The sequence below is a fragment of the Mycobacterium sp. PTI7 genome (assembly GCF_056679845.1).
In genome coordinates, this window is sequence record NZ_CM155252.1 from 1,619,356 (window position 1) to 1,631,844 (window position 12,489).

The following is a 12,489-nucleotide window of genomic DNA, read 5'->3' on the forward strand; positions in this document are numbered from 1 at the left end:
CATGCGCCTCGAGCAGATGTACCAGGAAGTGATCCTGGACCACTACAAGCACCCGCACCATCGCGGGCTGCGCGAGCCGTTCGGCGCCGAGGTGCAGCACGTCAACCCGACCTGCGGCGACGAGGTGACGCTGCGCGTCGCGCTGTCCGACGACGGCGAGACGGTTACCGACGTGTCCTACGACGGACAGGGCTGCTCGATCAGCCAGGCGTCCACGTCGGTCCTCACCGACCAGGTGATCGGGCAGAGCGTCGGCGCGGCGCTGAAGACCGTCGACGCGTTCACCGAGATGATCTCCTCGCGTGGCAACGTCGAGGGTGACGAGGACGTGATCGGCGACGGCATCGCCTTCGCAGGCGTGGCCAAGTACCCGGCGCGGGTGAAGTGCGCGCTGCTGGGGTGGATGGCGTTCAAGGCTGCGCTGGCGGAGGCCAAGCCGTTCGGCGACGAAATGACCGACGATTCGGAGGAACGACGATGAGCGACACCACGCAGGCAGGCCCGGACACGGGTTCGGCCGCACCCGACGACGAGTTCATGGCAGACCTCGAGGAGGCGATGCGCGATGTCGTCGACCCCGAACTCGGCATTAACGTCGTCGACCTCGGGCTGGTCTACGGCCTGAACGTCGAGCAGGCCGACGCCGGCAAGGTGGCGCTCATCGACATGACGCTGACCTCGGCCGCGTGTCCCCTGACCGACGTCATCGAGGACCAGTCGCGGACCGCGCTCGTCGGCACCGGCCTCGTCAAGGACATCAAGATCAACTGGGTGTGGAACCCGCCGTGGGGCCCGGACAAGATCACCGAGGACGGTCGCGAGCAGCTGCGCGCCCTCGGCTTCACCGTCTAGCTTTCGCACGCCACATACCGCGCAACGAGTTTCGTTGCGCGGTATGTCGCGTTGTGGAGGGTTAGAAGGGTGGTGGGTTGGCGAGTCGGTGGGCGATGTTGGCGTCGCGTTCGGTGGTGATGCGGCGTTGGTGTTCTTGCGCTCGGGTGCGGGGGCGTTTGGGCATGCGCAGGCCCTTGAGGTCGCGGGGGTTCTCCGGTGGCGGGGTGGTGATCGGTGGGGTGCCGGTGGAGGCGGCGAGATGGGGGAAGAGTGTCGCGCCGAGTGGGGTGGTGGTGTAGATCAGTCCGGTGGGGCTGGTGAACGTGATCGTGCCGTCGGGGTGTTGAGTGTCGCTCCACCCGCCGGGGCCGACCCAGAAGGTCTTCATCAGGTGGTGGTGGCGGCAGAACTTCTTGTTGTTCGACGGGTGGGTCGGCCCGTAGGGCCAGGGGATGGTGTGGTCGTCGTCGCAACGTTCAGCGGGGTGGGAGCAGCCGGGCCAGCGGCAGGTGAGGTCGCGGCAGAGCAGGAAGTCGGCCAGCCCGCGGGAGGGCCGGTAACCGGGTTCGACGACGAGGTCGTCGGACGTCGGGACGGGACGCACCTTGGTGTGGGGGGAGGTGGCGAGGTCGCGGGTGTGGTCGGCGGGCAGGGGTCCGTGGCCGGGGAGGTAGGCGGGGGTGTCGGTGGTCCCGTCGAGGGTGGCCTGGTTGGCGAGGACGTGGATGACGATCTGATGCCCACCATTCCCGCGCCCGTTCCCGACACCATCGCCTCCCGGGCCGGTGGCGGTGCAGGTGTCGGTGCCGCACTGGCAGTCGAGGTGGGTGAGGCCGTCGCAGAGGGCGGTGATGGCGTCGGTGCGGCGGCGGTCGAGGCTGCGGGGATCGGCCGGACAGACGGTGGTGGCGACGGCGGTGAGGCGTTGGTCGAAGTAGGTGCCGATCTCGGCGGAAACCCGCCCGGTGAGATCTGAGGTGCCGTGTTGGTCGGGGTGGATGGTGACGTGGTGGTCGTCGCGACGCTGGCGGGTGAGGCGTTGGGCGTCGGCGTCGAGGTCGGTGACGAGCCAGTCGAGGATTTCGGTGAGCTTCTGCTCCGAGAGGTGGTTCCAGTGGGGTGCGGCGGCGGCGATGCGGGCGTCGATCGCGGCGAGCACCTTCGGGTCTTGGATGAGGAGGGTGCGGTCGTCGATGGTGGCGATGACGCGGCGGTCGACGTCGCCGGCGAGGAACACCGCCGCCAAACCCGGCAACCGTTGGATGAGGCAGGTGCCGAGGGTCATGTCGGTGCGGGCGCGGTGGCGGCTGATGCCGAGGGCGGCGGAGACTTCGGCGATGGTGACGTCGAGGTCGTCGACGGTCCACAGGGCGGTGGTGGCGTCGGGGCCGGGGTCGCGGCGCAACCCGAGGGTGCCCGCGGCGATCATCCGCCGCGCTGATGCCATCCTCTCGGCGCGCAGGTCTGCGGTCATGGCGGCCAGCAGTGCGGCGTCGCCCATACCGTTCCATTCATCGAACACGTGTTCTATTCTGCCCGCCACGACAGCCCACCGGGGCCCGCACAGCCTGATCTGGGGATGAACCGCTGACTGTGGACAACCCGTCCGCACAACACGATTCACAACGCGAGATGTCAGACCTCGGTGGTAGGCCACCAAGCCCGACGCCCACACCACAGCCGGCCGAGATCCGCACCCCGTAGCGTCGAGTGCGTCACCCGGGAGCCACCTCCGCCGACGAAAGGGATCCCGCCATGCCGGACGCCGACCAGGTCGCCGCGTACGTCTCGACCCGCCGCCAGTTGCGCGGCATCGCCGAGAGTCTCATCGCGGGGCCGCAGCACCGCGCCGCGGGAACCATCCGGCTGGCCGTGCGTCCCGACGGCTTCGCGGGCACGGCGCTGACCCTGGCGGTGCACGGCGCCGACTTCGCCTGGCAGGACGGCAGCGCTGCCCTCACCGGCCCCGTCGAGGCCATCGCCGCGGCCGCCGGCGTCGACTACGGCCCACCGGTCGGCCTCTACGACGTCGTGGACCCGATGCCGATCGACACCGTGCTGTCGATCGATCCCGCCGCCGCCGAGGTACTCCATCGCAGCCTGTACGCGGGCGGCTTCGCGCTCACGCAGGTGCTGCCCGACGGTCACCCGGTGCTGTGGCCCGAGCACTTCGACGTCGCGTGCAGCACGGACGAGGCCACCTACGGCGTCTGCGCGGGCGACGACTTCCATCCCATGCCGTACGCCTACGTCGCGCCATCGAACCCGTCGACCGCGAGCGACCCGGGTGGGTTCTGGAACGCCCCGTTCGGCGCCGCCCGTCCGCTCGACCTCGGGCACGGCGTCGACGAGCTGGCGGCCGACGTCGCGGCGTTCCTCGCCCACGGCGCGTCACGACTCACGGGGCTCTGACCCGACCCCGACGATCCCGATGAGCGACACGGAATCGGGGACACCGGCGCCGCGTTGAGGTGGGGACGAGCCGCGCAGTGGGTATGGGGCTCGTAGGCCCTTCATCAGGCGACGGCCAGGAACAACGCAGTTGACGACGACGTTAGGAACAGTGTGAGCACGCAAGACATCACCGCAGCCAAGTTCAACGAGACCATCACCGACAACGAGATCGTGTTGGTCGACTTCTGGGCGGAGTGGTGCGGGCCGTGCAAGGCCTTCGCACCCACGTTCACCGCGTCGTCGGACAAGCATCCCGACGTGGTCCACGCCAAGGTCGACACCGAGGCCGAGCCGGGGCTCGCCCAGGCCGCCGAGATCCAGGCGATCCCGACCCTGATGGCCTTCAAGAAGGGCCACATGGTGTTCCGGCACTCGGGCATGCTGCCCGCCAAGGAACTCGACAACGTGATCGCCAAGATCAAGGAGTTCGACGTCGAGGCGGCCGTCGCCGCGGACTCGGCCTCCGAACCGTCCTGATCGACGTCGCCGGTTGGCGGCGCCGCACGCGATAGCGTGCAGCCTGTGAGTGACACGCCGCCGTTGGTCCTGCTCGACCGTCCGCGACCGCACGTCGCGGTGATCACGCTGAACCGTCCCGAGCGGATGAACTCCATGGCGTTCGACGTCATGCTCCCGCTCAAGGCGGCGCTCGACGAGGTCACGCACGACAACTCCGTGCGTGCGGTGGTACTGACCGGCGCGGGACGCGGCTTCTCCTCGGGCGCCGACCACAAGTCGGCCGGCGCGGTGCCGCACGTCGACGGACTGACCCGCCCGACGTTCGCGTTGCGCTCCATGGAGTTGCTCGACGACGTGATCCTCGCCATACGCAGGCTGCACCAGCCGGTGATCGCGGCGGTCAACGGCGCCGCCATCGGGGGAGGGCTGTGCCTCGCCCTGGCGTGCGACATCCGCATCGCCGGACGGGCGGCGTACTTCCGCGCGGCGGGCATCAACAACGGCCTCACGGCCAGTGAACTCGGCCTGTCCTACCTGCTACCACGCGCGATCGGCACCTCCCGGGCGTTCGAGGTGATGCTGACCGGCCGGGACGTCGACTCCGACGAGGCGGAACGCATCGGACTGGTGTCCCGGACCGTGGCCGACGAGGACCTGCTGACGGCTTGTTACGACGTCGCCGACCGCGTCGCGGCGTTCTCGCGACCGGGGATCGAGTTGACCAAGCGGACGCTCTGGAGTGGACTGGACGCCGGTAGCCTGGAAGGTCACATGCAGGCCGAAGGCCTGGGTCAACTCTACGTGCGCCTACTCACCGCCAACTTCGAGGAAGCGGTCGCTGCGCGCGCCGAGAAACGACCCGCCGTCTTCACCGACGACAAGTAACCGAACGTACGCAACAGAAGGGCAGGACGAGCAGCGTGATCACCGCAACGGACCTGGAGGTCCGCGCCGGCGCGCGCACGCTGCTGTCCATCGAGGGCCCGGCACTGCGCATCCAACCCGGCGACCGCATCGGCCTCGTCGGCCGCAACGGCGCAGGCAAGACCACCACCATGCGCATCCTCGCGGGCGAGGGCGAACCCTACGCCGGCAAGATCGACCGCACCGGTGAGATCGGCTACCTGCCGCAGGATCCCCGCGAGGGCGACCTCGACATGCTGGCGCGCGATCGCGTGCTGTCCGCGCGCGGCCTGGACACGCTGCTGTCGGACCTCGAGAAGCAGCAGACGATCATGGCCGAGGTCGCCGACGACGCCGCTCGCGACAAGGCCGTCCGCCGGTACGGCGAACTCGAGGAGCGCTTCGCATCCCTCGGCGGGTACGCCGCGGAGAGCGAAGCCGGTCGCATCTGCGCGAGCCTCGGACTGCCCGAGCGCATCCTGACCCAGCCGCTGCGCACCCTGTCCGGCGGGCAGCGACGCCGCGTCGAACTGTCGCGGATCCTGTTCGCGGCGTCGGACACCGGGTCGGGATCGGACACCACGCTGCTGCTCGACGAGCCCACCAACCACCTCGACGCCGACTCGATCGGGTGGCTGCGGACCTTCCTGCAGAGCCACACCGGCGGCCTCGTGGTGATCAGCCACGACGTGGACCTGCTCGCCGACGTCGTGAACCGCGTGTGGTTCCTGGACGCGGTGCGCGGCGAGGCGGACGTCTACAACATGGGGTGGCAGAAGTACCTCGACGCCCGCGCGACCGACGAGCAGCGCCGGCGCCGCGAACGTGCCAACGCCGAGAAGAAGGCGGGTGCGCTGCGTACCCAGGCCGCCAAGATGGGCGCCAAGGCCACCAAAGCCGTTGCCGCACAGAACATGCTGCGCCGCGCGGAGCGCATGATCGCCGAACTCGACGACGAGCGGGTGGCCGACCGGGTCGCGAAGATCAGGTTCCCCACCCCCGCGGTGTGCGGTCGCACGCCGTTGGTGGCGAAGGGCCTGACCAAGACCTACGGCTCGCTGGAGATCTTCACCGGCGTGGACCTGGCGATCGACAAGGGCTCCCGCGTCGTCGTGCTGGGGTTGAACGGCGCGGGCAAGACCACGCTGCTCCGCATCCTCGCGGGCGCCGAGAAGGCCGACGGCGGTGTCATCGAGCCCGGCCACGGCCTCAAGCTCGGCTACTTCGCGCAGGAGCACGACACGATCGACGGGTTGGCGTCGGTGTGGGAGAACATCCGCCACGCCGCGCCCGACACCGGCGAGCTGGAGCTGCGGAGCCTGCTCGGTGCGTTCATGTTCAGCGGACCGCAGCTCGAGCAGCCGGCCGGCACGCTGTCCGGCGGCGAGAAGACCCGTCTGGCGCTGGCCGGCCTGGTGGCGTCGACCGCCAACGTGCTGCTGCTCGACGAGCCCACCAACAACCTGGACCCGGCGTCCCGCGAGCAGGTCCTCGACGCACTTCGCAGCTACGTCGGCGCCGTCGTCCTCGTGACGCACGACCCGGGCGCGGCGCAGGCGCTCGAGCCCCAGCGCGTGGTGCTGTTGCCCGACGGCACGGAGGACTTCTGGTCCGACGAGTACCGCGAACTCATCGAATTGGCCTGATCGGAGCGGGTGCGGGTCGACGATTTCCCGCAAACTTCGTTTCGCCGACGGGGGATTGAGGCCCCATGCCCCCGGGTACCTATGAGGCAATGAGCGCCTTGGAGGTAACGATGAGAGATGGAAGCAAGCCGCGCGATCAACTGCTCGGCGAACTCCGCAGCGAGTACGAGAAGGGTGCGAGCATCCGTTCCCTGGTGGCCAGCACCGGCAGGTCCTACGGCTCCATCCACGCCATGCTCCGCGAGTCGGGCACGACCATGCGCAGCCGTGGCGGCCCGAATCACCGCACCCGCGGCTAGTCCGCGCGTGCGTCAGCGCTGACGGACGGACGCCTCGACGAGGTCCAGCACCGCGCCGAGGCGTGCCGTGTCATCGCCCGAGGCCAGACGCGCCACTAGCCCGTCGAGCACCAGATCCAGGTAGGTCTGTAGCACCTCGCTCGGCACGTCGTCGCGTAGTCGCCCGGCCTCCTTCTGCATGGCCAACCGCTCGGCGGTGGCCGCCGACAACTCCGCCGACCGCTCGGCCCATCCCTGGTTGAACACCGGATCGTTGCGCAGTTTGCGCGCAATCTCCAGGCGCGTGGCCAGCCAGTCGAATTGCTCTGGCGCGGCGAGCATGTCGCGCATCACCTGCACCAGACCCTCGCGGGCGGCCACGTCGGCCATCCGCTCGGCGTCCTCGTGCGCCAACTCGAAGAACAAGGTGTCCTTGTCCTTGAAGTGGTGGAAGATGGCGCCGCGCGACAGCCCGATCGTCTGTTCGAGCCGCCGCACGGTCGCCTTGTCGTAGCCGTACTCCGCGAAGCACGTCCTGGCACCGTCGAGAATCTGACGGCGACGTGCCGCGAGATGGTCGTCGGTCACCCGGGGCAATGAATTGCCTTGTCTACTCTTCCGATTCCGTCGTTACTTCGCCTTCAGCATGTTCCGCAGCACGTACTGCAGGATGCCGCCGTTGCGGTAGTAGTCCGCCTCGCCGGGGGTGTCGATGCGCACGACCGCGTCGAACTCGACCGTGTCGCCACCGGTCTTGGTCGCGGTGACGTGCACCGTCTTGGGGGTCGTGCCCTCGTTGAGCTTCTCGATGCCCGAGATGTCGAACGTCTCGGTCCCGTCGAGCTTCAGCGACGCCGCCGACTCGCCCGCGGGGAACTGCAGCGGGATGACGCCCATGCCGATCAGGTTCGACCGGTGGATGCGCTCGAACGACTCGGTGATGACCGCGCGGACGCCGAGGAGCGACGTGCCCTTGGCCGCCCAGTCACGCGACGAGCCCGAGCCGTACTCCTTGCCGCCCAGCACGACCAGGGGAGTGCCCTGGGCGGCGTAGCTCTGCGCCGCGTCGTAGATGAACGCCTGCGGGGCGTCGTCCTTGGTGAAGTCGCGCGTGTAGCCCCCGGACACGTCGTCGAGCAGCTGGTTCTTGAGCCGGATGTTCGCGAACGTGCCGCGGATCATCACCTCGTGGTTGCCACGCCGCGACCCGTAGGAGTTGTAGTCCGCCTTGTCGACACCGTGGCCGTCGAGGTACTGCGCGGCCGGGGTGCCCGCCTTGATGTTGCCCGCCGGCGAGATGTGGTCGGTGGTGACCGAGTCGCCGAGCAGCGCCAGCACGCGAGCGCCGCTGATGTCGGTGACCGGCTGCGGTTCGGCCGGCATCCCGTCGAAGTACGGGGGCTTGCGCACGTAGGTCGACTTGGGATCCCACTCGAACGTGTCGCCACTCGGGGTGGGCAGGTTGCGCCAGCGGTCGTCGCCCTTGAACACGTCCGCGTAGTTCTTGCGGAACATCTCCTGGTTGATCGACGCCGCGATCGTGTCGGTGATCTCCTGCTGCGTGGGCCAGATGTCCTTGAGGAACACCTCGTTGCCCTGCTCGTCGGTGCCCAGCGCGTCGCTCTCGAAGTCGAAGTCCATCGTGCCGGCCAGCGCGTAGGCGATGACGAGCGGCGGGGACGCCAGGTAGTTCATCTTGACGTCCGGGTTGATGCGGCCCTCGAAGTTGCGGTTGCCGGACAGCACCGCGGTGACCGACAAATCGTTCTCGTTGATCGCGGCCGAGATCTCGTCGGAGAGCGGCCCGCTGTTGCCGATGCACGTGGTGCAGCCGTAACCGACCAGGTAGAAGCCCAGCTTCTCCAGGTACGGCCACACGCCGGCCTTGTCGTAGTAGTCGGTCACCACCTGCGAGCCCGGCGCCATCGTGGTCTTCACCCACGGCTTCGAGGTGAGGCCCTTCTCGACGGCCTTCTTGGCCAGCAGCGCCGCGCCCATCATCACCTCGGGGTTCGAGGTGTTGGTGCACGACGTGATCGCCGCGATCGCCACGGCGCCGTGATCGAGCACGAACTCGCCGCGCTCGTCGGAGCGCACCGTGACCGGCTTGGTGGGCCGGCCCTCGGCGTTGATCGCCGCTGAGTGCAGCGGCACCGAACCCTCGTCGGCGAAGCTCAGCGTCGCGGGGTCGCTGGCGGGGAACGTCTCCTCGACGGCCTCGTCGAGCTTGGTCTCCGGCGCGGGGTTGCCGTTGGTGACGTAGTTGTGGATGTCCTTGCGGAAGGCCGACTTGGCGTCGTCGAGCGCGATGCGGTCCTGCGGACGCTTGGGTCCGGCGATCGACGGCACGACGTCGGACAGGTCCAGCTCGAGGTACTCGGAGAACACCGGCTCGCGGCTCGGGTCGTGCCACATGCCCTGCGCCTTCGCGTACGCCTCGACCAGCGCGAGCTGCTGCTCGTCACGCCCGGTCATGCGCAGGTAGTCGATGGTGACCTCGTCGATCGGGAAGGTCGCTGCGGTGGAACCGAATTCGGGGCTCATGTTGCCCAGGGTGGCGCGGTTGGCCAGCGGCACCTCGGAGACGCCTTCGCCGTAGAACTCGACGAACTTGCCGACGACGCCGTGCTTGCGCAGCATCTCGGTCACGGTGAGGACGACGTCGGTGGCGGTGACGCCGGGACGACGCTCGCCGCTGAGCTTGAAGCCGACGACGCGGGGGATCAGCATCGACACGGGCTGGCCCAGCATGGCGGCCTCGGCCTCGATGCCGCCGACGCCCCAGCCGAGTACGCCGAGACCGTTCTCCATCGTGGTGTGGGAGTCGGTGCCCACGCAGGTGTCCGGGTACGCCACGCCGTCGCGGGTCATCACGACGCTCGCCAGGTACTCGATGTTGACCTGGTGGACGATGCCGGTGCCTGGGGGCACGACCTTGAAGTCGTCGAAGGCGCCCTGTCCCCAGCGCAGGAACTGGTAGCGCTCGCCGTTGCGCTCGTACTCGATCTCGACGTTGCGCTCGAAGGCGTTGGCGGTGCCGAACAGGTCGGCGATCACGGAGTGGTCGATCACCAGGTCGGCAGGCGCCAGCGGGTTGACCTTCTGTCGGTCGCCGCCCAGGTCGCCGACGGCCTCGCGCATGGTGGCGAGGTCGACGATGCAGGGCACGCCGGTGAAGTCCTGCATGATCACGCGCGCGGGGGTGAACTGGATCTCGACGCTCGGGTCGGCGGAGGGATCCCAGCCGGCGATGGCCTCGATGTGTTCCTTGGTGATGTTCGCGCCGTCTTCGGTGCGGAGCAGGTTCTCGGCCAGCACCTTGAGGCTGTACGGAAGCTTCTCGGTACCGGGTACCGCATCCAGTCGGTAGATCTCGTAGCTCTCGCCGCCCACCGTCAAGGTGTCGTGCGCGGAGAATGAATTAACTGAATTGTTCAAGGCCACCGTAACTCCCGTGTAGTCGTCGCCGCGACGGGGCTGTGTCGGCGGCGCTTCGATTTCCTACAGTACGCTTGTCCTTTTAAGCTTCCAAGGGCAGGGTCCAGTCTCGTCCCCGACAGCGCGTGTTGCCAGTCGATCGACGGCCGATCACGTAATCTCCCCGTCATGGGCGAGTGGAGCGACGCGGGACTGCCAGTGACCGGACCCCACGTCACCCCGTCCCTGCCTGCCTACATTCCGCCGGACGTGGACATGGTCGCGGTCAACGCGGCGGTCGGTGCCGACGGGGTGAGTGCTCCCGCCGCCGACGTGCCGGCCCTCAAGCAGGTGGTCGCCGACGCGCAGTCCAAGGGCATCGACCTCAAGATCGTGGTCATCCAGAACAACCCGCCGATCGACACTCCGCTGCGCGACATCGCCACCGAGGTGGGGGAGGCCCACCCCGGCTCGACGGTGCTGACGCTCAGCCCGTCGTACGCCGGGACGTACAGCACGCAATTCGATCGGGCCACGCTCGAGGCCGGCCAGGACGTCGCCAAGAGCGGCAATCCCGTGCTGTCGTCACAAAACTTCGTCGGCGAGGTGACCGCCGCGCACTTCCCGTGGACCGCGTTCACGATCGCGCTCCTGATCGCGGTCGCCGCCGCGGTCGCCGGTACGCGTGCCCTGCAGGTCCGCGCCCGCCGCGCGGTCGGCACGCCGGTCGAGTCCGAAGGCGTGTCGACGCCCGTCGAGTAGGCCCGATCCGGGGTCCATTCGAATTCTTGATAACCGTTCGGTAACAACGGTTTCAATTACAACTTTGTAGTTCTCCACGAGCGTTTCTTTGGCGCTTTTTGTGACGTACGGTGCAGAAGGTGCTTGGAGTTGCAGTAGTGCTCAGTGTTGCAATTGTGCTGGATGTGACGGTGTGACCAAGGACCCGACGGACGCCTCGGTGCGTTCGCGCCGAGCCCGAGAAGACCGGAGTCCCATGAGACGCATCACCAGCGCCTCTGCGTACCGCCTGTGCGGCCGCCTCGGCGCGAGTTCACTCGCCGTCGGCATGCTCGTCGCCACGGTGTTCAGCCACGGCCCGGGGATGGCCGTGGCTGACCCGGGCGGCCCCGACGGGATCGCCCCCCTCGTCGCCGCCGTCGCCGACGCCAACCAGAAGCTGCAGGACCTCGGCGCCGCGATCCAGGCGCAGCAGGAGAGCGTCAACCAGGCTCTCGTCGGCGTGCAGACCGCCCGCGACACCGCCACCAACGCCCAGCGTGACGTCGACGTCAGCCAGGTGGGCGTCAAGGACGCCAATGCCGCGATCGGCGCCGCACAGCAGCGCTTCGACACCTTCGCCGCCTCGACCTACGTCAACGGACCCTCGGCCGCACTGGTGACCGCGTCGGACCCCGCGGACATGCTGACCACCGCCGCGACCGGACAGACCCTGTCGATGTCGGCGCAGAAGGTGATGGGCGATCTGCAGCGGGCCAGGACCGAGCAGATCAACCGCGAGTCGGCGGCGCGGATGGCCAAGCAGAAGGCCGATCAGGCCGTCGTCGACGCCCAGAACAGCCAGACGAACGCGGTCACCGCGCTGACCCAGGCGCAGCAGACCTTCAAGGACCAGCAGACCCAGCTCGACCAACTGGCTGCCGAAAGGGCCGCGGCGCAAGCCAAACTCGCCGCCGCCAAGGAATGGGCGGCACCGGCGGGCAACGCGGGACCCGCCGCGGCGGCACGCCCGCAGGCCGCGGCCGCCCCCGGCGGGGCCCCCGCGGCCGACTGGGACCGGGCGCCCGGCGCCGCGGCCGGTCAAGGGCCGACGGGCGAGAAGTGGGTCGGCGGTTGGGATCCCGCGCTGCCGGCCATCCCCAGCGCGTTCGTCAGCGGTGACCCCGTCGCGATCATCAACGCCATCCTCGGGATCGCGCAGACCTCCGTGCAGGCCACCCAGCAGATGGGCCGCAGCTTCCTGCAGAAGCTCGGCATCCTGCCCACCCCGACCGGCTTGACCAACGGCGCCATCCCGCGCGTCTACGGCCGCCAGGCCACCGAGTACGTGATCAAGCGCGGCATGGCCGCGATGGGCACGCCCTACTCCTGGGGTGGCGGCAACGCCGCCGGCGCCAGCCGCGGAATCGACTCGGGCGCAGGCACGGTCGGCTTCGACTGCTCCGGCCTGATGCTCTACATGTTCGCCGGCGTCGGCATCAAGCTCGACCACTACTCCGGCTCCCAGTACAACGCGGGACGCAAGGTCCCGTCATCGCAGATGCGTCGCGGCGACATGCTGTTCTGGGGACCCAACGCCAGCCAGCACGTCGCCATGTACCTCGGCGACGGCCAGATGCTCGAGGCGCCGTACACCGGTTCGACGGTCAAGATCTCGCCCGTCCGCACCAGCGGCATGACGCCCTACGCAACCCGACTGATCGAATGGTGACCCGTCTTGCCGAATAGGTTCCCCGTCCGCGTCGCCAACGCCGTCG

General features: G+C 68.8%; 12 protein-coding genes. 9 read left to right on the plus strand and 3 right to left on the minus strand.

Annotated features, from left to right (window positions below; all coding sequences use genetic code 11):
* Position 1: 1 nt before the first annotated feature.
* On the plus strand, positions 2-481 hold the full coding sequence (sufU, locus tag AC1MEY_RS07915) for a Fe-S cluster assembly sulfur transfer protein SufU (RefSeq protein ID WP_480230126.1): 480 nt from the start codon (positions 2-4) through the stop codon (positions 479-481).
* A complete protein-coding gene (locus AC1MEY_RS07920; protein ID WP_480230127.1) occupies positions 478-852 on the plus strand; it encodes a metal-sulfur cluster assembly factor in 375 nt (124 codons plus the stop codon). The genes sufU and AC1MEY_RS07920 overlap by 4 nt, the downstream gene beginning before the upstream one ends.
* Positions 853-913: 61 nt before the next feature.
* Here the strand turns inward: AC1MEY_RS07920 and AC1MEY_RS07925 are convergent, their stop codons facing one another.
* Positions 914-2,356 carry an HNH endonuclease signature motif containing protein gene (locus AC1MEY_RS07925; RefSeq protein ID WP_480230128.1) on the minus strand — a complete coding sequence of 481 codons (1,443 nt, stop codon included), beginning with the start codon at positions 2,354-2,356 and terminating at the stop codon, positions 914-916.
* A gap of 233 nt (positions 2,357-2,589) precedes the next feature.
* Between AC1MEY_RS07925 and AC1MEY_RS07930 the strand changes: the two genes are divergently transcribed.
* The 5 genes from AC1MEY_RS07930 to AC1MEY_RS07950 all read left to right on the plus strand — a co-directional run bounded on the left by AC1MEY_RS07930 (position 2,590) and on the right by AC1MEY_RS07950 (position 6,595).
* Positions 2,590-3,246, plus strand: a complete 657-nt coding sequence (locus AC1MEY_RS07930; RefSeq protein ID WP_480230129.1) for a hypothetical protein — start codon at positions 2,590-2,592, stop codon at positions 3,244-3,246.
* 153 nt (positions 3,247-3,399) lie between these two features.
* Positions 3,400-3,765 carry a thioredoxin gene (gene trxA / locus AC1MEY_RS07935; RefSeq protein ID WP_480230130.1) on the plus strand — a complete coding sequence of 122 codons (366 nt, stop codon included), beginning with the start codon at positions 3,400-3,402 and terminating at the stop codon, positions 3,763-3,765.
* 36 nt (positions 3,766-3,801) lie between these two features.
* Positions 3,802-4,632: an enoyl-CoA hydratase gene (locus tag AC1MEY_RS07940; RefSeq protein WP_480230131.1), complete on the plus strand. Its 831-nt coding sequence runs from the start codon at positions 3,802-3,804 to the stop codon at positions 4,630-4,632.
* A gap of 35 nt (positions 4,633-4,667) precedes the next feature.
* On the plus strand, positions 4,668-6,296 hold the full coding sequence (locus AC1MEY_RS07945) for an ABC-F family ATP-binding cassette domain-containing protein (protein ID WP_480230132.1): 1,629 nt from the start codon (positions 4,668-4,670) through the stop codon (positions 6,294-6,296).
* Between the two features lie 110 nt (positions 6,297-6,406).
* Complete coding sequence (locus AC1MEY_RS07950) at positions 6,407-6,595, plus strand: helix-turn-helix domain-containing protein (RefSeq protein ID WP_480230133.1); 189 nt, start codon at positions 6,407-6,409, stop codon at positions 6,593-6,595.
* 12 nt (positions 6,596-6,607) lie between these two features.
* Here AC1MEY_RS07950 and AC1MEY_RS07955 read toward each other — a convergent pair whose 3' ends face one another.
* Both AC1MEY_RS07955 and AC1MEY_RS07960 read right to left on the minus strand, forming a co-directional pair.
* On the minus strand, positions 6,608-7,171 hold the full coding sequence (locus tag AC1MEY_RS07955; RefSeq protein WP_480230134.1) for a TetR/AcrR family transcriptional regulator: 564 nt from the start codon (positions 7,169-7,171) through the stop codon (positions 6,608-6,610).
* A gap of 33 nt (positions 7,172-7,204) precedes the next feature.
* Complete coding sequence (locus AC1MEY_RS07960) at positions 7,205-10,012, minus strand: aconitate hydratase (RefSeq protein ID WP_480231358.1); 2,808 nt, start codon at positions 10,010-10,012, stop codon at positions 7,205-7,207.
* A gap of 168 nt (positions 10,013-10,180) precedes the next feature.
* Between AC1MEY_RS07960 and AC1MEY_RS07965 the strand changes: the two genes are divergently transcribed.
* Together AC1MEY_RS07965 and ripA are read left to right on the plus strand one after the other, a co-directional pair.
* Positions 10,181-10,753, plus strand: a complete 573-nt coding sequence (locus AC1MEY_RS07965; protein WP_480230135.1) for an Rv1476 family membrane protein — start codon at positions 10,181-10,183, stop codon at positions 10,751-10,753.
* Positions 10,754-10,988: 235 nt separating this feature from the next.
* Positions 10,989-12,443, plus strand: a complete 1,455-nt coding sequence (gene ripA / locus AC1MEY_RS07970; protein ID WP_480230136.1) for an NlpC/P60 family peptidoglycan endopeptidase RipA — start codon at positions 10,989-10,991, stop codon at positions 12,441-12,443.
* The last annotated feature ends 46 nt before the right edge of the window (positions 12,444-12,489 follow it).

Coding starts and splice junctions, on each gene's coding strand:
- sufU (WP_480230126.1), top strand. CDS start 2: ATGCGCCTCGAGCAGATGTACCAGGAAGTGATCCTGGACCACTACAAG.
- AC1MEY_RS07920 (WP_480230127.1), top strand. CDS start 478: ATGAGCGACACCACGCAGGCAGGCCCGGACACGGGTTCGGCCGCACCC.
- AC1MEY_RS07930 (WP_480230129.1), top strand. CDS start 2,590: ATGCCGGACGCCGACCAGGTCGCCGCGTACGTCTCGACCCGCCGCCAG.
- AC1MEY_RS07950 (WP_480230133.1), top strand. CDS start 6,407: ATGAGAGATGGAAGCAAGCCGCGCGATCAACTGCTCGGCGAACTCCGC.
- AC1MEY_RS07965 (WP_480230135.1), top strand. CDS start 10,181: ATGGGCGAGTGGAGCGACGCGGGACTGCCAGTGACCGGACCCCACGTC.
- ripA (WP_480230136.1), top strand. CDS start 10,989: ATGAGACGCATCACCAGCGCCTCTGCGTACCGCCTGTGCGGCCGCCTC.